Here is an 18,234-nt window from a genome sequence, read left to right as displayed (position 1 = left end):
CACCATTTAATAAATGATATATTTAACAATTTATACGCCGAAAAATGCGACAGAAAAATCACGAGTTTGTGCTTATTTTAATTTTAATGGAACGTAATCAATTAAATTATGATATAATATACTATCGACCTATGATGGCATTTATTGATTTATATTTTACTTGTAAACGACTATAGTCGCCTTCACAGCTGCGGCTGCGCGGTTTTCAACGCCTAGTTTCACATAGATTTGCTCAAGGTGCTTGTTCACGGTGCGAGCGCTGAGGTCGAGAATCGTGCCGATGTCGCGATTTGTTTTTCCGCGTGCGACCCAAAGCAAGACATCACTTTCTCGTGCCGTCAGGCCGAAATGGCGGCGCAACATATCCTGTTCGCCGGTTTCGCTGATCGCGGTCAAGCGGAATAGAAACTCATTCGGCCCTGTAGAACCGAGATGAGTCAGTTGCAGCGAAATCTGGCCGTTGGCTGCGATGACTTCAGGCACATCGTCGGCAATTTCGCGTCGGTTTCGCGCTTGAAGTCGCTCTGCGCATTTCTGCTGCAAAAGCACCTGACCGTTCCCGTTGTCGCTGACACTGTCCATCAGGCGCACGGCTTGTGGGGTGGACCATAAGATCGTTCCGTCACGATCGACCGCGAAAAGATGCCGGCCACTGGCATCAAGCGCCACACGTGCGCTTTGCACAGAGCGTGCATTGGTCAGATGGACTTTTATGCGCGCGCGCAATTCATCGATATTGATCGGCTTGGTCAGATAATCGACCCCACCGGCTTCAAGCGCGTGAACGATATGTTCGGTTTCGGTTAGGCCGGTCATGAAGACGATCGGGACTTGCGAGATGGCCGGATTTGCCTTGAGCTGGCGGCAGGTTTCGAAGCCGTCCATTCCCGGCATGACTGCGTCCATCAGGATCATGTCCGGTGTGATACGTTCCGCAATGCCAAGCGCAGCTGCACCTGATGTCGCGATCAAAACGGAATATCCGGCCTGTTCGAGCGCTTCGGTCAGGAAGCCAAGCGTTTGGGGCGAGTCGTCAACAATGAGAACGGTATCGCGTACGGTCATGGCTGGTCGTCCAGTTTCTGTTCGAGATTGCGCAGAAACATATCGTAGCCTGACATGTTGAAAGCGCGAATATAATCCCTTGCATTTTCGACAAAGGGGACAAGGTTTTCGTCTTGCGCAAGAAGTGTGAGTTTGGCTTCAACCCCCCGCACATAACCAATTTCACCGAGACGAATAAGATCGTGCAAATCGGAAAGGGCAGGACTGTCGATAACAGCGGGTCGAACGGCGGCTTTGTTTTCCACACCCTGTTCGTAGATCCATTCGAAGCCGAGATGCACGGCAAGCTTGGCGTGGATTTGTCTTATATCGAATGGTTTGGTCAGTGTGTCGTTATGGGCATTGTCGGGCAAGGTATCGGGCCGGGTTCCGTCGCCGATGTTTGCTGAGAGCATGATGATCGGCGCCACTTCGCCTCTCTCACGCAGGCGCGCCACCAGTTCCCATCCATTCATCTCCGGCATGCGGATATCGATGAAATAGAGGTCGGGGCGAATGCCTTCGATCAAGGTCAGACATTCCGGTCCACTCTTCGCCGTCAAGACGATGAAATCGAGCGGCGACAGGATTTCGCGCATCATGGCGCAGTGATCGTCATTGTCGTCAACGACGATGAGGGTGCGGCGCGGCCCGGTATAGTTCTGGATCTTGCGCGTCGGTGCAGCCAGATTGACCGGGCGGTCGATGGCGCCCAGCATCAGGCGAACCTGAAATGTCGAGCCCTTGCCGTAAGTGCTTGTAACGGACAGTTCGCCACCCAGCGTATTGGTCAAAAGCTTGGTGATCGTCAGTCCGAGACCGAGGCCGGGCAGATGGCGGGTGTGATCGGCCTCGCCCCGCTGAAAGGGTTCAAAGACGCGCTCCAGATCCTTGTCCGCAATGCCGCGCCCGGTATCCATGATCCTGAACGTGGCCACCTGATTGCGATAGGCGACATCGAGCGCGACTTCACCTTTCTCGGTAAATTTGATCGCATTGGTCAGAAGATTGACCAGTATCTGGCGAAGGCGCTTTTCGTCAGTGCGTACATATTGCGGCAGCGTTTCTATCTTGCTGTAGCGGAATGTTATGCCCTTGGCTTCGGCTTGCGGCTTCAGCATGTCGATGATCTGGTCGAGAAAATCATGCAGGTTGATTTCGTTGGAATAGACCTGCAAATGCCCGGTTTCGATCTTGGAAATATCGAGAAGCCCGTCAATCAGTCCCGACAGATGGTCGGCGCTACGGCGGATAAGCTTGATCGAAGGTTGCCGGGCTGCCGGAATGGTTTCGTCGCGTTCCAGTATCTGCGCATAGCCTAGAACAGCGTTGAGCGGGGTGCGGAGTTCATGGCTGAGGCCAACGACGTAGCGGCTTTTCGCTCTGTTGGCGGCTTCTGCATTATCCTTTGCCTGTTGCAGGGCGGCGTCGGTCTTTTTATGCGCGGAAATTTCCTTCAACAGAAGGGCAGTTTGTCGGGAGGATTCCTCTTCGGCGACGATGCGGCTGTCATGGGCCAGCACGTAAAACCAGCAGACGATCACCGCGATCAGCGCCAGAACGAAGAACACGATCAGGATCGTGCGGTTCACGACTTGCGCGGTTTCCGGATATGCAGCTCCGGCGTGATAGGCCACCAGCGCGAGGATAGTGCCGAGAAACGCGACCGAAACAGCAACGGTAACCGCATAGCGCCCGAGCCGGGTGGAGAGTTTTTCGATGACTGCGGCGGGCAGCAGCGCATGGGCGACTTCGGCGCTTTGCGCGCGCAGATGCGCTTTGGGTTTGCAGAGATCGTGGCAGCGGCTGTCGAGCGAACAACACAATGAGCAGATCGGAGCGGCATAGGCCGGGCACCAGGCCATGTCTTCCGGCTCGAAATCATGTTCGCAAACCGAGCAGGTGATGGCGAGCTTGTTCTGCCAGGATTGGCGCGGCTTGCGGGCGAGGTAATATTTGCCGCCCGTTTTCCAGGCGATCAGCGGAGAGACGATAAAGGCGACCAGCAGCGCAATATAGGGTGCGAGCGCGGAAGCCATGGCGCCGAACGCACCGAAATGGGCTGCGAGGGCTGTGATGGAGGCAATGGCCATTGTGCCGGTGCCAACCGGATTGATGTCGTAGAGATGGGCGCGTTTGAACTCGATGCCGGGTGGCGAGAGACCGAGGCGCTTATTGACAAAAAGATCGACGGAAATCGTGCAGAGCCAGGCCATGGCAATGATGGAGAAGACACCGAGCGTTTGTTCCAGCACCTTGTAAATGCCGAGTTGCATCAAAAGCAGGCCAATGCTGACATTGAAGATCAGCCAGACCACGCGGCCCGGATGACTGTGAGTCAGGCGGGAGAAGAAGTTCGACCAGGCCAGAGACCCGGCATAGGCGTTCATCACATTGATCTTCAACTGTGAGACCACAACGAAGGCGACGGTGAGCAGCAGCGCAGCCATATGCGATGGGATCATATAGCCGAAAGCCGTCAGATACATATGCGCCGGATCGGCAGCCACATCGGCGGGAATGCCAGCGCTTAGCGTCAGCACCACCAGGAACGAACCGGCAAGCAATTTTGGCGCACCCAGCACGACCCAGCCCGGTCCGGCAAGAAACACGGCAATCTTGTGCCGCCATTTGCGCTGGCCCTCTGGCGGCAGAAAGCGCAGGAAATCGACCTGCTCGCCGATCTGCGCCATCAGTGCCAGAATGACCGCTGAGGCGGCGCCGAATTGTGCCAGTACAAAGGGCGCGCTGTCTCCGCCGGTAAACCCTGTGCGAATGCCGGAGAAGGTCAGCCAGAGATCGAATTTTCCCCAATCGACCAGCGCGATGAAAATGAAGGGAAGAATATTGAGCGCAATCCAGAAGGGTTGGGTGGCGATCTGGAAACGGCTGATCATCCGCACGCCATAGGTGACGAGCGGTATCACCACCACAGCGCTGATCACATAGCCGATCCACATCGGAATGCCAAAGGCCAGTTCCAGCGCGCCTGACATGATCGAGGCTTCGATTGCGAACAGGATGAACGTGAATGTCGCGTAGATAAGCGATGTGACGGTCGAACCGATATAGCCGAAGCTTGCACCACGGGTTAGCAGATCGATGTCGACGCCATGGCGGATAGCATAGCGGCTGATGGGCAGACCGACCGCCAGCATGACAAGACTAGCGACAATGATGGCGGCTATGGCGTTGCTGGTGCCGTAGGACAGGGTGATAGCACCGCCGATTGCCTCAAGTGCGAGGAAGGAAATCGCGCCGATAGCTGTGTGGGCAATGCGATTGGATGAAAAGCGGCGCGCGCTTTTTGCTGTGAAGCGCAGCGCGTAATCTTCCAGCGTTTCGTCCGCGACCCAGCGGTTATATTCCCTTCTGACCGGGATGATGCGTTGCCGCGCTGCCATGCCGCTCCATTTCCCCTCCGGCGCCTTATCGGCCGTTTCAAAGAGAGATAGCAGGTTAAGTCAATAATGCATCGGCCCGAAAGCCGGTATCGGTTTTTGGGAAGCTCGATGCATGAAGCCAATAAATTAGAACGAACTTCACGCACATCTCCGGGTACCTGAATTTCGTTCTAATGCATATTTCCCCCCGGTAACTACGTCATTTAACGTATAAGGAAACGGCGTCCTCTCCCCAATAGTTGGCAATAACCCGGAGAACCGGGAGAACCAACAGAGAGGGACACGCAATGACATTCCGGTCGCAGATGCTTGCCGCACTTTTTGCAAGCGCGCTCACCATCCCCAGCCTTTCCGGCGCGCTCGCCGCGGAAGACACGATCAAGGTTGGCATTCTTCATTCGCTTTCCGGCACGATGGCTATCTCGGAAACGACGCTCAAGGATGCCATGCTGATGCTCATCGAAGAGCAGAACAAAAAGGGTGGCCTTCTTGGCAAGAAGCTTGAGGCTGTCGTTGTCGATCCGGCTTCGGACTGGCCGTTGTTCGCGGAAAAGGCCCGCCAGCTGATTTCGCAGGACAAGGTTGCGGCCGTTTTCGGTTGCTGGACGTCGGTGTCGCGCAAATCGGTTCTGCCGGTTTTCAAGGAACTCGACAATATCCTGTTCTATCCGGTTCAGTATGAGGGCGAGGAATCCGAGCGCAACGTGTTCTATACGGGTGCTGCGCCAAACCAGCAAGCAATCCCCGCTGTCGATTATCTGATGGAGAACGAGGGTGTTGAGCGCTGGGTTCTGGAAGGCACCGACTACGTTTATCCGCGCACGACCAACAAGATTCTTGAAGCCTATCTCGTCTCCAAGGGAGTAAAGCCGGAAGATATCCGCGTCAACTATACGCCGTTCGGTTTCTCCGACTGGCAGACGGAAGTGGCCGCGATCAAGAGCTTCGGTGCGGCGGGCAAGAAGACCGCTGTGGTTTCGACCGTCAATGGCGATGCCAATGTGCCCTTCTATAAGGAACTCGCAAATCAGGGTGTGAAGGCTGAGGATATTCCCGTCGTCGCCTTCTCGGTTGGCGAAGAGGAACTGGCCGGTATCGATACCGCACCGCTGGTTGGCCATCTCGCGGCATGGAACTACTTCCAGTCCGTGGACAACCCAACCAATGCGAAATTCATCGAAACCTGGCACGCCTTCACCAAGGATGACAAGCGCGTCACCAACGATCCGATGGAAGCGTCTTTCATTGGTTTCAACATGTGGCTGAAAGCCGTTGAAAAGGCTGGCACGACCGATCAGGATGCGGTCATCGATGCGCTGGTCGGTGTGTCTGTACCGAACCTCTCGGGCGGCTATTCGACCATGATGCCGAACCACCACATCACCAAGCCGGTGCTGATCGGAGAAATCCAGTCGAACGGTCAGTTTGAAATCGTCAGCCAGACGCCGGGTCTGATTGTCGGCGATGAATGGTCCGATTATCTGCCGGATTCCAAGAATCTGATCTCCGATTGGCGCAAGCCGATGTCCTGCGGCAATTTCAATGTCGCAACGGGCAAGTGCGGCGGTCAGGGCGGCTCCTGATAGACGGGGGATGCAGAGGGCAGGTGAGAACGGCGCCTGCCCCTTGCAGTTCAAAGATCCGAACGGGTCGCAATTAAGAATGCTTTTATATTCAAGGAAGTCAGCCATGGAGCGCCGGATACGAGCCGTCCTGCTCGTCTTGTCTGTCCTGTTTGCTGCGATCGCGACGACAGCCCGAGCGGATGAATTTCAAGGGCTTGTCGATGCTTTGGGCAAGGCGAGTTTTGCCCAGATGCAGGACCGGATTTCTGCTCTCGCAAGCACGGGCGACACGCGCGTCGTGCCTGTATTGAACGCGCTTGGCGATGGCGATCTTTATGCGCGCAAATCCGACGGCAAGGTTTTCATCACCAACGCCACGGGTGCGAACTTGCAGCTCATTGACCCTGTTAGCGGTGAGACGGCAGGTGATGCGCCCAAAGGCGCGATGGAAAAGGTCAAGGTGAACAACTCGGTACGCCGCGCGGTTCGAACGGCTCTTGGTGGGCTGACGTTGATGAGTCCCAATCGGGCGGAACGGCTTAAGGCTGCTGAAATTGTCGCAGGAAGCCCTGATGCGGAAGCATTGGACGCAATCGAGGCAGCGCTTGGCAAGGAACAGGATGGGACAATCCATGCAGTGCTGGAGAAGGCGCAGGCTGCGGCACTTCTGGCATCCGACCGCCCACTCGACGACAAGCTCAAGGCGGCGCAGTTCCTGAAGGATAATGGCGACCGTTCCACTCTGTCTGTCCTGAATGCAGCTCGTGCCAATGCACAGCCTGAACTCGCCGAGGTGCTCGATGGCGCTATCGCCCATATCGAGCAAAGGCAGGCTTTCTGGGACGCTGGACAGAATGTCTGGTATGGTCTTTCGCTCGGTTCCGTCCTGTTGCTCGCGGCCATTGGCCTTGCCATAACCTTCGGCGTTATGGGCATCATCAACATGGCGCATGGCGAAATGGTCATGCTGGGCGCCTATGTCACTTTCATGGTGCAGGAGGTGATCCGGACCAATTATCCGGGGCTGTTCGACTGGTCCCTTGCCATCGCCCTGCCACTGGCTTTCCTCTTCACGGCGCTGGTCGGTCTGGTGATCGAACGTGGCGTCATCCGGTTTCTCTATGGTCGTCCGCTTGAAACACTGCTGGCGACCTGGGGCATTTCCCTGATCCTGCAACAGGCCGTGCGAACGGTGTTTGGACCAACCAATCGCGAGGTTGGCAATCCAACATGGATGTCGGGCGCTTTCGAGCTGGGTGGCATGACCATCACCTGGAATCGCCTGTGGATCATCGTGTTCTCGCTTGCCGTCTTCTTCGCGCTTCTTGCGGTGTTGAAACGGTCCAACTTCGGTCTGCAAATGCGTGCAGTCACCCAGAACCGGCGCATGGCTTCGTCCATGGGCATCCGCACCCCCTATGTCGATGCTTTCACCTTTGCGCTTGGTTCTGGTATTGCAGGCATGGCAGGTGTCGCACTGTCGCAGATCGACAATGTGTCGCCCAATCTCGGGCAAGGTTACATCATCGACAGTTTCATGGTGGTGGTGTTCGGTGGTGTCGGCAATCTTTGGGGCACGCTGGTCGGCGCCTTCTCGCTCGGCATTCTGAACAAGTTCCTTGAACCTTATGCCGGAGCGGTACTCGGCAAGATACTGGTGCTGGTGCTCATCATTCTCTTCATTCAAAAGCGCCCGCGCGGCTTGTTCGCTCTCAAGGGCAGGGCGGTGGAAGCATGATCACGGCATTTCTGTTCCGAACGCTCGACCGTGGTGTCTTTATCGCCGCTGCAATCCTGATTGCCGCCGCCCTCACTGTTCCGGCACTCAACCTGCTGACGGCAACGGATCATCCATTGCATGTGCCGACCTATATGGTGTCGCTGCTCGGCAAGTATCTGACCTATGCCATGCTGGCATTGGCGCTCGATCTGGTCTGGGGTTTCTGTGGTATTCTTTCTCTGGGTCACGCCGCGTTCTTCGCGCTCGGCGGTTATGCCGTGGGCATGTATCTGGTGCGCCAGATCGGCGCGCGCGGCGTCTATGGAAATCCGGAGCTGCCCGATTTTATGGTGTTCCTCAACTGGAAGGAATTGCCATGGTACTGGTTCGGCTTCGATCACTTCTGGTTTGCATTCCTGATGGTGCTGCTGGTGCCGGGTTCGTTGGCCTTCATCTTCGGCTGGTTCGCTTTCCGCTCCCGCGTGACCGGTGTCTATCTGTCGATCATCACGCAAGCGATGACCTATGCGTTGATGTTGGCTTTCTTCCGCAACGAAATGGGGTTCGGCGGTAATAACGGCCTGACCGATTTCAAGGATATTCTGGGCTTCAACATTCAGGCGGACGGCACGCGCGCCGCGCTTTTCGCTGCTTCGGCAGTCGTGCTGGCTATTGCGCTGATTTTCAGTTCCGCGGTGGTCAGATCGAAGTTCGGCAAGGTTTTGGTCAGCGTGCGTGACGCTGAAAGCCGTACGCGATTTCTAGGTTACAGACCTGAAAACTACAAGCTATTCATCTTTACCGTTTCGGCGATGATGGCTGCTGTCGCGGGTGCACTTTATGTGCCGCAGGTCGGCATCATCAATCCGGGAGAATTCGCCCCGGCCAATTCCATCGAAGTCGTCATCTGGACTGCCGTGGGTGGTCGGGCGACGCTCATAGGGCCGGTGATTGGCGCTGTGCTGGTCAATTTCGGCAAAAGCATCTTCACGACCGCTTTTCCGGAAATGTGGCTGTTTGTATTGGGCGCACTGTTCGTCGCCGTTACGCTTTTCTTGCCAAAAGGCATTGTCGGCACGTTCCGCGCACTTATGGCGTCACGCAAACCCGCAGCGGCGGCATCGGGAGACGAGACCAAACTGCAAGCAACGGCTGCGGAGTGAGGGGCATCATGAGCGAGACCACCAACAGTCTGCTTTATCTTAATGGCGTGTCGGTTTCCTTCGATGGGTTCAAAGCACTGAACTCACTGTCCTTCGTCATTGAGCCGGGCGAGTTGCGGGCCATTATTGGCCCGAACGGCGCCGGCAAGACGACGATGATGGACATCATCACCGGCAAGACGAAGCCGGATGAAGGCGAAGTTTTCTTTGAAGGCGATATCGATCTCACGAGGAAGGACGAGGCCGACATTGCCCAGATTGGCATTGGCCGCAAATTCCAGAAGCCGACGGTATTCGAGAGCCATACGGTCTGGGACAATATCGAGCTTGCGCTGGATCGCAAGCGTGGGGTTTTTGCAACGCTTCTTTATCGCCAGGACAAAGCCGATCGCGACCGCATTGAAGAAATATTGAAGACGGTGCGCCTGTGGGCGCGGCGCGATGACCTCGCCGCCAATCTCTCGCATGGCCAGAAACAGTGGCTGGAAATTGGCATGTTGCTGGCGCAGGAGCCCAAGCTTTTGCTGGTTGACGAACCGGTGGCAGGCATGACGGACGCCGAGACCGCTGAAACGGCCCTCCTGCTCAAGGAGATCGCCAAGACGCGTTCGGTTGTGGTGGTGGAGCACGACATGGGCTTCATCCGCGATTTGGGTGTGAAGGTGACGTGTCTTGCTGAGGGCAGCGTGCTTGCGGAAGGGTCTATCGATTTCGTCAGCTCCGATCCGAAAGTGATCGAGAACTATCTTGGGCGCTAAGGGGAGCTTCTTATGTTGAGCGTTGAAAATGTGAGCCTTCATTATGGTGCGGCACAGGCCTTGCGCGGCGTGTCGCTGAAGGCAGAAGCGGGACGCATCACCTGTGTGCTTGGGCGCAATGGTGTCGGCAAGACCAGCTTGTTGCGCGCCGTTACCGGGCAGCAGACGCTGAGCGGCGGCACTGTCGTTTTCGATGATGTGGATATGAAAAATCTGCCGCCTTATGCGCGCGCCAGTCGGGGTATGGGCTATGTTCCGCAGGGGCGTGAGATATTTCCGCTGCTGACAGTGAGGGAAAATCTGGAAAGCGGTTATGCTTCGCTGAAACGTTCGGAACGGTTCATTCCCGACGAGATATTCAGCCTGTTTCCGGTGCTGAAGGATATGCTGCCGCGTCGTGGCGGCGATCTTTCCGGCGGGCAGCAGCAGCAGCTGGCCATCGGTCGGGCCATGGTTTTGAGACCGCGTATTCTGGTACTGGACGAGCCGACAGAGGGCATCCAGCCGTCGATCATCAAGGATATTGGCCGTGCAATCCGCTATTTGCGGGACTCAGCTGGGATGGCCATTCTGCTGGTCGAACAATATCTCGATTTCTGTCGCGAGCTCGCCGATTACGTCTACATTATGGATCGGGGCGAAATCGTTCTGGATGGTCCGGCGGAAGTACTCGACACGTCAAGGGCGAGAAGCCACCTGACTGTCTGAATTGTCTGTTTGCTCATCAGTGTGATTATGTCGGGAGTCTCGCTGAGACTTTCCAATGACCTTGTTTGGCATCAGGTCGCAAGATCCAGACTTTCTCAGCTATTTTTGTGCCTCTTGCTGTTTCGTAAGACGATATGGCCAGGAGGATAGAATCCGTTTGGCGTTCACATTTCCCCTGCGTGATAACGCCATCGCTGAACATTACGACCACCTCCGTATCAACATTCTCGTCAGTGATCCGGACTTTGCATCCGGGATAGGCGTGCGTGTGCGCGAATTCAAATTGCATAGTGGTTTCTCCCTTGTGCAGGTTCGGCAGGTTGGCTCTTTCGCATCCGCAAATCCAGCCGACGGACGTTCCAACTGACCGTCGGTTTTCCCCTCTGTGTGCCCGAAACGATATTTTCCGTATCAGCAAACAATCAAGCTTGACAAAAATATACGCTAAAATATATTTTTATGTATACGGGAAAGGTTGAGGCCAGTTCCGTTGTGCGGGGCATGTCTGTGCCTGTGAAACACGTAAACTTAGGTGACGGTGGCTGTCGGTCTGCTGTCATTCTGGAAGAGGTAATGATGTACTATTTCGCTTACTGCACCTGGCTGCACGACATCGAAGTCGGGCGCTATATGCCGGAGGCCAAGTCGATCACCAAGGGTTATGCGGCCAATCACGCGCTCCGTTTCCATGCTGCGGGTGAGCGCAAGGATCGTGGCTGGTGCCATTTTCTCAATACGGCGGAAGCTTATGGCGAAAAGGCATTCGGCGTTGTGTTCGAGCATGATGAAAACCACTTCGAAGAAGATTATGACGACTTCGAACGTTGCTGCGTCACCGTCTATGGCGACGACGGCAAGATGTATGATTGCTGGACCTACCGCCTCATTACGCCGGGCATTGCAATGCGTCCGCCAAACTTCTACTGGGAGCATATTCCGGCGGGCCTGAAGCAGTGGAACTTCCCTCAAGAGTATATTGACAAGGTCACCGGCGTTTTCGACGCAGCTGCGGAATGCCCGCGCGCCGATCGTCCCAATCCGTCCAAGATACCGGGACGGGGTGCGGAAACACGGTAAGGCCATTTTAAGGCGATGGGCTGCCCATCGCCTTAAACACCAAAGATAAAAACAAAGAGTGGGGAACTTTTAATGAATAAGCATCGACTTCCATTTATGAGCGCCGTTTGCGTACTAACCGCGATGGCGTCCGGACAGGCTTTTGCGCAGGATGCGGCATCCCTGGTACCGCAGGAAATTCGCGACCGCGGCACGCTCACCGTTGGTTCGCAACAGACATTTCCGCCCATTGAATTTCGCGAGCCGGGGAGCCAGGAAGTCAGCGGTGCAAGCGCCGATCTGCTGCGGGAAATTGCCAAGCGTCTCAATGTGAAAATGCAATTCGTCCAAGCCGAATATTCAGCGCTCATCCCGGGTATTGAGGCAAAACGCTTCGACATGGCGTCGGGTGGTATCAGCGACACTGAAGAGCGTGAGCAGAAACTCGATTTCGTCAACTACATGATGTCGGGCGGCAGCATGCTGGTGCGTGCTGAAGACGAAAGCAAATACAAGACTATTGCTGATTTCTGCGGCAAGAAGGTTGCGACGCTTCTGGGAAGCCGGGTCATCATGGCCAAGGTCGAAGAAGCCTCTGCTACATGCCAGAAGAATGGCGCAGCCGCTATTGTTGCAGACCAGTTGCCTTCCGCGCCCGACGCGCGCATGCAGCTCGATCTCAAACGCGTCGACGCCTATCTGGGTGACTTTCCGGCGCTCGTTTATATGGGGTCCCAGTTTCCCGGCAAATATGCGATCGCCGGCGGCAACTATATCCTGACACCCTACATCACGTCCTGGGGCTTTGCGAAAAGCCAGAGTGGCCTGCGCGATGCGGTAAAAAAGGCGACAGAAGAAATGAAGGCTGATGGCGCTTATCAATCCATCATGAACAAATGGGGCGTAGGTGGCGGCGTTCTGCCGGAAATCACAATCAATTTGCCTGCAAGCAAACGTAATTGACATTGGAACCAGGGCAATGGATGCCAGTATTCTTCACCAAACTTCCAACTTGCCAATCATTCACAGGCGCCGCTGGGGCTCGTGGGTTTTAGGCGCCATTGTCCTGGCCTGCGTCGCGTCTATCGCAATGGCGTCGTTGCGGGCGCAAATTCTCGATTTCGCAGTCTTCAGAGATTATATTTTTAGCCCTCTGATCGTAATGGGCGCCATCAATGCGCTGGTCCTTGGAACACTGGCTTTGATTATTGCCACGCTGATCGGATTTGTCTCGGCTTTGATGCGCGTCAGTGGAAACCCAATTCTGTCGGTTATTTCCGCGATCTATGTATATCTGTTTCGCGGCACTCCGATGCTTATCCAGCTTATCTTCTGGTTTAATGCCGTGCCGATCATGTTTCCCAGCATTTATATCGCCCTTCCGTTCATGGAGTTGCCGCTCATTGATGCCCCAACAACGTCGGTTGTGACGCCATTTCTCGCAGCCTTGGCAGGCCTCAGCCTGGCTGAAGGCGCCTATATGAGCGAGATCATTCGCGGTGGTATTCTGGCCGTGGACAAGGGACAACGCGAAGCTGCAACAGCATTGGGTATGACGCAGCGAAAAGTGCTGACGCAAGTGGTCATTCCGCAAGCAGGACGGATCATCATACCGGCGGCAGGCAATCAGTATATCATGCTGCTGAAGTCGTCTTCTCTCGCATCGGCCATCGGCTATCTTGAGTTGTTGCGTGTGGCGACGGACATTTACTCCTCCAATTTCCACGTGGTGGAACTGCTTGCGGTAGCGGCGTTCTGGTATCTCGTGATGACAGCCTTTGCGACCGCGATCCAGACCACGCTAGAAAAGGTATTCCCGCAACGATGAGCACGTCAGCCAAAAATATGCCGGCAGTATCGGCGATCAATGTGTCAAAGAACTGGGGTTCCGTGAGTGCTTTCAGCGGGGTGAGCTTTGATGTTCCCGCAGGCCAGGTAGTTGCCTTGCTCGGACCTTCGGGTGCCGGAAAGTCAACCATGCTGCGCTGCCTCAATCATCTCGACCGCATCAGTTCCGGCAGGATTTATGTTTATGGCGAACTGATCGGTTATCAGGAAACCGCCACAGCATTGCATGAGCTTTCCGATCGTGAACTCAGCCGCCAGCGGCAAAAAATTGGTATGGTGTTTCAACACTTCAACCTTTTCCGTCACATGACGGCGATCCAGAATGTCATGAGCGGCCCTGTGCACGTCTTGAAGCGTCCGAGAGCCGAAGCCGCAGAAGTCGCAATGGCGCTGCTCGACAAGGTCGGCCTGAAAACGAAGGCGGATTCCTATCCTTCGGCGTTATCCGGCGGTCAGCAGCAGCGCGTTGCTATTGCCCGTGCTTTGGCGATGGAGCCTCGCGTCTTGCTGCTTGATGAACCCACGAGCGCGCTTGATCCGGAGCTGGCACAAGAAGTGGTGGTCACCATTCGTGCACTGGCTGAAGAAGGCCAGACTATGGTGATCGCGACCCACGATATGGCGATTGCCCGCGATGTCGCGGATCGCGTGATCTTCATGGAAGGCGGGCAGGTGGCTGAGGATGCGCCTTCCGCAAAATTCTTCACCAATCCAGACAGCGAGCGGGCGCGACAGTTTCTTGCGCGGGTATTGCCTGCCTCTACAATGCCCGGATGATTCGGAGACTGAAAAATGGCGGCAAAGAAAGAATCTGGCGGTGAGCCTATCGGAAAAGATGTTCGGACTCGCATCCGCAGCATGATTCTGGGCTCAGAGCTGAAGCCAGGCCAGCGCTTACTCGAAGAAGAACTGTGTGAGCGGCTTGGCGTTGGTCGCACGCCGGTTCGCGAGGCTCTTTTGTTGCTGAAAGGCGAGGGACTGCTCGGTCCGGGGCGGGGATGGGTTGTCGAGAATGTCGACCGCAGCCAGATACGCGCCATATTCGAAAGTCGTGCGGCCATTGAAGGGGCAACAGCGCGGCTCGCTGCCCGTCATGCATCATCGGAAACCTTCGATGAACTTCAGCGCCTGATTGAAGCCATGGAGCCGGGAGAGGGGATGACCCGCCCTGAACTCAATCGCCTAAACAATGAGTTTCATAATCTGATCGTAGACAGTGCAGACAATATGTTTCTGGCGCAGTTCCACGAGCGAACACAGTTTCACTACTGGATGTTGCGGGTTCCGATCCTGTTTTCGAATGAGGAAGTGCAGAAGACAAATCTCCAGCATCGACAGATCGTCGATGCTTTGATTTCGCGCGATGAAGATCAGGCCGAGCGGGCAGCGCGTGAGCATGTTGAAAAGACCATGGCGATCGTCGAACCGGCAATCCAGATCTAGCCTGACCTAGTCAACACTCTATCCCCTGATGAACGCCAACTCCCGGTTTCTGAAACCGGAGCAGTGAAAACTATTGTCAATTTTCCAATATCGAGAAATCCACATGAACACTATCTTCCAGAACCTTCACCATATCTGCATCGTCGTCAAAGATCTTGAGAAGGCCGTAGCCTATTATGAAAGCCTTGGGGTGGGACCATGGTTCGACTACCCTAAGTCGGGCGAGTATCTGGAGTTTGAGGTTCCCAACAAGGAAGCATCCAAGGCTATGCGCTATAAGTGCGTGAACCTTGACAATGTCCAGGTACAGCTGTGCGACCCCGGTATTCTGGACTCGCCGCAAAAGCGGTTTCTCGATGAAAGGGGTGAAGGTGTTTATCACCTCGGCTTTGAGGTCGAAGACCGCGACGAAGCCGAAGCGCGTGGTCGCAGCCTCGGCTTGCCAGTCATAGCTCGAGGCAAACGGACAGATGGCGGTGGCTTTTGCTACTTCGATACGCGCAACGAGGCAGGTGTCGTTCTCGAAGTCCGAAAGTCCTGAAGTGCGACCATGATTGCTCACTATGTCGCCACCCTTGGCAGGGGGATAAGTCCACGAGCGCTTTGGCGGGGCAGGGAGAGCCTTCTCCTGTGCCTGCTGGCGATGGCACTCTTTACGGCTTCGGATGCAATCGCCAAGAAGCTGTCAGTGAGCTTTCACCCTATCCAGATAGGTTGGTTTCGCTATCTCGCGGCGGCGATGTTGTTTGGTGTCCTTTGTCTGCGAAAAGGATTGCCAAAACCAAGCGCACGACCGGGTGCCCAGATCATACGCGGGTTTGGCATGGCGGGTGCGACGATCCTGCTGGTGATGGCGCTGAGGTTGCAGCCCATGGCCGAAGCCACGGCGCTGGTCTTTCTTTCCCCGGCATTCGTCACGCTTCTATCCGTTTTTCTGTTGAAAGAACGCGTGAACTGGTCTCGTTGGTTTGGAGTTGCAGGCGGATTGATCGGGGTTATCGTCATTCTGCGCCCCGGCCTGGCTGCCTATAATCCAGCAGCACTGTTTTCCATCGCCTCCGCGGCTTGCTGGGCAACGGCAATGGTGATGACACGCAAGGCCGTACTGGTCGATTCACTTGAAACGACACTGGCTTATTCGGCAATGAGCGGGCTTGTGATACTTTCAATCGGCCAACCGTTCGTTTTTGTCGTTCCCGATTTCTTTGAAGGCGTCATGTCCGTGCTGATGGGGGTGCTATGGCTTGCAGCGCACGTGGCCATCGCCATCGCCTATCGCAGGCCAGAAGCACAGCTTTCCCGCTTGGCACCTGTTTCCTATACCCATCTGATCTGGGCGATAGGGCTGGGCTACCTTGTCTTTGGCTCAATACCGGACGCACTGACACTGCTTGGGGCTGCTGTCATTGTATTGAGCGGATTAGCGACTTTCAGAATGCAAGCTGCAACAGACAATAGCCCAAAATGAGCCAGTCCAGTGGGTCTACAGTTACAGGCGCCTGACAGTAACGCAACTTTACTTCCACATGCTTCGCATCCGCGCGCCGACATCTATACGGACATCACGCGCGCTGCGTTCGCTCGCAGAGGCGGAAACTTTCGGCCAACTCGTTTTCTCAAACAAATGAAGCAATGAGCTGGGTATGAACCGCGTGCGCGAAGCATAAACGTGTCGGTCACCCTTCACATTTTGACCATAGGTAAAAAAACGCTGTGGTGTGATAAGCGTGAGTTTGTCACGGGCTCGCGTCATGCCGACGTAAAGTAGACGACGCTCTTCTTCCAACTCGGCCGTCGTTCCCGCTCCTAGATCCGATGGCATGCAACCATCGACAACGTTGAGCATGTAAACGGAACGCCATTCCTGCCCTTTGGCGGAATGGATGGTGGAGAGGATCAATAATCCTCGTCAAGAAGTGGCACACCTGCCTGATCGCTCGTTGCATCAGGAGGATCAAGCGTCAGTTCGGTGAGGAACCGCTCGCGGCTTGGATAGCCATTGGCAATCTGCTCAAGTTGAACCAGATCTGCTTTTCGCGTATCGGCATCTTCGTGAATACGTTCGAGATGCGGTTCATACCAGTTGCGTGCCAGACCGATTTCTCCCGGCCATCCGCCTTCGACTTTTCGAAGACTTGAAAGCAGATCGATAAAGGCCGGCCAGTCGTCGCCGCTCCGGGGCGGTGGTGGAATTTCGGCGAGCGATTGGAGCGGTTCGGGGTCCGTGGCAATTGTGTCGAGAATTTTGCCAGCCGTCTGGGGGCCAACACCAGGTAGCATCTGCAAAAGGCGGAAGCCCGCAACACGGTCACGTGGGTTCTGAGCAAACCTCAAGGTAGCAAGCAGGTCTTTCACATGCGCACTGTCGAGGAATTTCAGGCCACCGAATTTCACGAAGGGGATATTGCGGCGGGTCAGCTCCACTTCAAGCGGGCCACTGTGGCTTGACGTGCGAAATAGTACCGCCTGCTGCTTAAGCGTAACGCCTACCTCTCGATTTACCAGGACCTGCTCGACGATATAGTTCGCCTGATCGCTCTCGTCTCGCACCGTCACGAGCATTGGCCGCTGTTCGGATTGACGATCGGTCCAAAGGTTCTTGGTAAATCGCTCGTGGGCAAGATCAATCACGCCATTAGCGGCCGCAAGGATAGGCTGCGTGGAGCGATAATTACGGTCAAGCGTGATGATATCAGCAGGTCTCGGCGAGAACTCTTGCGGAAAGTCGAGAATATTGCGAATGGTAGCCGCGCGGAAGGAATAGATGGATTGTGCATCGTCACCGACGACCGTCAGACCACGACCACTTGGTTTCAGTGCCATCAGGATTGATGCCTGAAGACGGTTCGTGTCCTGATACTCATCGACCAGAATATGATCGAAGCGATTGCCAACATCGTCAGCAAGCTCTGGATCTGACACCATCTGTGCCCAATAGAGCAAAAGATCATCGTAATCGAGCACGTTCTGGTGCTGCTTGGCCTCAACATAGGCAGCAAAGAGCTGTTTGAGTTGCTCTTCCCAGCCGAGTACATAGGAATATGCATTCTTCATGGAGTGCACCCCGTTTCGCCGGACACGTCGGCTAGGTTGATTTAGCCCTGATGAACTGCCGAGGGGAAGCCATCTTGAGCGCGGAATGGGGATGAATTTCATTATAGTCTTCAATCCATCCATCGATGAGACGGAGCGCCGTTTCGGCGTCCGGTAGTGCCGAGATACGGATGTAATCCCGCTTCAGGGTTTTAACGAATGCCTCGGACATTCCGTTCGACTGCGGGCTGGCCACGGGCGTGAAGCAGGGCGTCAGATTGAGTGCTTGAGCAAACAGCCTCGTGTCCCGCGCGGTATAAGCCGAGCCATTGTCAGAGAGATGCTCGATAGCATGCGGGGCTCGTGTTGCATGGAAGCGTTTCTCGACCGCCTCCAACATCATGTCACGCACGTCTGAGCCGGAAATGCCTGCATTGGCAACCGCCGTCCAGGCGATGATTTCGCGGTCGAATGCGTCGATGACGAAGGCGA

At 55.4% G+C, this 18,234-nt stretch carries 15 protein-coding genes and 1 pseudogene; 12 read left to right on the top strand and 4 right to left on the bottom strand.

All coding sequences use genetic code 11. From position 1 onward, the window contains the following. Positions 1–156 precede the first annotated feature (156 nt). Both ACTJKP_RS22395 and ACTJKP_RS22390 read right to left on the bottom strand, forming a co-directional pair. Positions 157–1,065: a response regulator gene (locus tag ACTJKP_RS22395; RefSeq protein WP_440632229.1), complete on the bottom strand. Its 909-nt coding sequence runs from the start codon at positions 1,063–1,065 to the stop codon at positions 157–159. After that, positions 1,062–4,448, bottom strand: a complete 3,387-nt coding sequence (locus tag ACTJKP_RS22390) for a hybrid sensor histidine kinase/response regulator (RefSeq protein WP_440632228.1) — start codon at positions 4,446–4,448, stop codon at positions 1,062–1,064. Before ACTJKP_RS22390 ends, ACTJKP_RS22395 begins: the two co-directional genes overlap by 4 nt. A gap of 305 nt (positions 4,449–4,753) precedes the next feature. Between ACTJKP_RS22390 and urtA the strand changes: the two genes are divergently transcribed. The 12 genes from urtA to ACTJKP_RS22330 all read left to right on the top strand — a co-directional run bounded on the left by urtA (position 4,754) and on the right by ACTJKP_RS22330 (position 16,177). Next, entirely contained in the window at positions 4,754–6,031 is a 1,278-nt protein-coding gene (gene urtA / locus ACTJKP_RS22385) for an urea ABC transporter substrate-binding protein (protein WP_440632242.1), read from the top strand. A gap of 106 nt (positions 6,032–6,137) precedes the next feature. After that, on the top strand, positions 6,138–7,751 hold the full coding sequence (gene urtB / locus ACTJKP_RS22380; RefSeq protein WP_440632227.1) for an urea ABC transporter permease subunit UrtB: 1,614 nt from the start codon (positions 6,138–6,140) through the stop codon (positions 7,749–7,751). Continuing rightward, a complete protein-coding gene (urtC, locus tag ACTJKP_RS22375; protein ID WP_440632226.1) occupies positions 7,748–8,896 on the top strand; it encodes an urea ABC transporter permease subunit UrtC in 1,149 nt (382 codons plus the stop codon). Before urtB ends, urtC begins: the two co-directional genes overlap by 4 nt. Before the next feature lie 8 nt (positions 8,897–8,904). Further along, positions 8,905–9,654, top strand: coding sequence for an urea ABC transporter ATP-binding protein UrtD (urtD, locus tag ACTJKP_RS22370; RefSeq protein WP_440632225.1), 750 nt, complete (start codon positions 8,905–8,907; stop codon positions 9,652–9,654). Positions 9,655–9,666: 12 nt separating this feature from the next. After that, entirely contained in the window at positions 9,667–10,362 is a 696-nt protein-coding gene (urtE, locus tag ACTJKP_RS22365; protein WP_440632224.1) for an urea ABC transporter ATP-binding subunit UrtE, read from the top strand. A 573-nt stretch (positions 10,363–10,935) separates the two neighbouring features. Continuing rightward, entirely contained in the window at positions 10,936–11,439 is a 504-nt protein-coding gene (locus ACTJKP_RS22360) for a gamma-glutamylcyclotransferase family protein (RefSeq protein ID WP_440632223.1), read from the top strand. 72 nt (positions 11,440–11,511) lie between these two features. Further along, a complete protein-coding gene (locus ACTJKP_RS22355) occupies positions 11,512–12,381 on the top strand; it encodes an ABC transporter substrate-binding protein (RefSeq protein WP_440632222.1) in 870 nt (289 codons plus the stop codon). Between the two features lie 16 nt (positions 12,382–12,397). Beyond that, the gene (locus ACTJKP_RS22350) at positions 12,398–13,246 is read left to right on the top strand and encodes an amino acid ABC transporter permease (protein WP_440632221.1); all 849 of its coding nucleotides are present in this window, start codon (positions 12,398–12,400) and stop codon (positions 13,244–13,246) included. Between the two features lie 17 nt (positions 13,247–13,263). Further along, on the top strand, positions 13,264–14,043 hold the full coding sequence (locus ACTJKP_RS22345; protein ID WP_440632241.1) for an amino acid ABC transporter ATP-binding protein: 780 nt from the start codon (positions 13,264–13,266) through the stop codon (positions 14,041–14,043). Between the two features lie 15 nt (positions 14,044–14,058). After that, positions 14,059–14,709, top strand: coding sequence for a GntR family transcriptional regulator (locus tag ACTJKP_RS22340; RefSeq protein ID WP_440632220.1), 651 nt, complete (start codon positions 14,059–14,061; stop codon positions 14,707–14,709). A 103-nt stretch (positions 14,710–14,812) separates the two neighbouring features. After that, the gene (locus ACTJKP_RS22335) at positions 14,813–15,250 is read left to right on the top strand and encodes a VOC family protein (protein ID WP_138784403.1); all 438 of its coding nucleotides are present in this window, start codon (positions 14,813–14,815) and stop codon (positions 15,248–15,250) included. Between the two features lie 9 nt (positions 15,251–15,259). Continuing rightward, the gene (locus ACTJKP_RS22330; protein WP_440632219.1) at positions 15,260–16,177 is read left to right on the top strand and encodes a DMT family transporter; all 918 of its coding nucleotides are present in this window, start codon (positions 15,260–15,262) and stop codon (positions 16,175–16,177) included. A 48-nt stretch (positions 16,178–16,225) separates the two neighbouring features. On the opposite strand, the pseudogene ACTJKP_RS22325 reads toward ACTJKP_RS22330, so the two are convergent. Beyond that, positions 16,226–17,742, bottom strand: a pseudogene (locus ACTJKP_RS22325) (ATP-dependent helicase); the annotation flags it as partial. Positions 17,743–17,794: 52 nt separating this feature from the next. Next, positions 17,795–18,234 (bottom strand): integrase core domain-containing protein (locus ACTJKP_RS22320; protein ID WP_440631580.1); only part of this gene is annotated, 440 nt, incomplete at its 5' end.

The organism is Brucella sp. 22210 (assembly GCF_052045675.1).
In the GTDB taxonomy this organism is placed as follows: Bacteria; Pseudomonadota; Alphaproteobacteria; order Rhizobiales; family Rhizobiaceae; genus Brucella.
This window is presented reverse-complemented; position numbering and strand designations above follow the sequence as displayed.

Coding starts and splice junctions, on each gene's coding strand:
- ACTJKP_RS22355 (WP_440632222.1), top strand. CDS start 11,512: ATGAATAAGCATCGACTTCCATTTATGAGCGCCGTTTGCGTACTAACC.
- ACTJKP_RS22340 (WP_440632220.1), top strand. CDS start 14,059: ATGGCGGCAAAGAAAGAATCTGGCGGTGAGCCTATCGGAAAAGATGTT.
- urtD (WP_440632225.1), top strand. CDS start 8,905: ATGAGCGAGACCACCAACAGTCTGCTTTATCTTAATGGCGTGTCGGTT.
- ACTJKP_RS22345 (WP_440632241.1), top strand. CDS start 13,264: ATGCCGGCAGTATCGGCGATCAATGTGTCAAAGAACTGGGGTTCCGTG.
- ACTJKP_RS22335 (WP_138784403.1), top strand. CDS start 14,813: ATGAACACTATCTTCCAGAACCTTCACCATATCTGCATCGTCGTCAAA.
- urtE (WP_440632224.1), top strand. CDS start 9,667: ATGTTGAGCGTTGAAAATGTGAGCCTTCATTATGGTGCGGCACAGGCC.
- ACTJKP_RS22395 (WP_440632229.1), bottom strand. CDS start 1,065: ATGACCGTACGCGATACCGTTCTCATTGTTGACGACTCGCCCCAAACG.
- urtC (WP_440632226.1), top strand. CDS start 7,748: ATGATCACGGCATTTCTGTTCCGAACGCTCGACCGTGGTGTCTTTATC.
- ACTJKP_RS22360 (WP_440632223.1), top strand. CDS start 10,936: ATGATGTACTATTTCGCTTACTGCACCTGGCTGCACGACATCGAAGTC.
- ACTJKP_RS22330 (WP_440632219.1), top strand. CDS start 15,260: ATGATTGCTCACTATGTCGCCACCCTTGGCAGGGGGATAAGTCCACGA.
- ACTJKP_RS22390 (WP_440632228.1), bottom strand. CDS start 4,448: ATGGCAGCGCGGCAACGCATCATCCCGGTCAGAAGGGAATATAACCGC.
- urtB (WP_440632227.1), top strand. CDS start 6,138: ATGGAGCGCCGGATACGAGCCGTCCTGCTCGTCTTGTCTGTCCTGTTT.
- ACTJKP_RS22350 (WP_440632221.1), top strand. CDS start 12,398: ATGGATGCCAGTATTCTTCACCAAACTTCCAACTTGCCAATCATTCAC.
- urtA (WP_440632242.1), top strand. CDS start 4,754: ATGCTTGCCGCACTTTTTGCAAGCGCGCTCACCATCCCCAGCCTTTCC.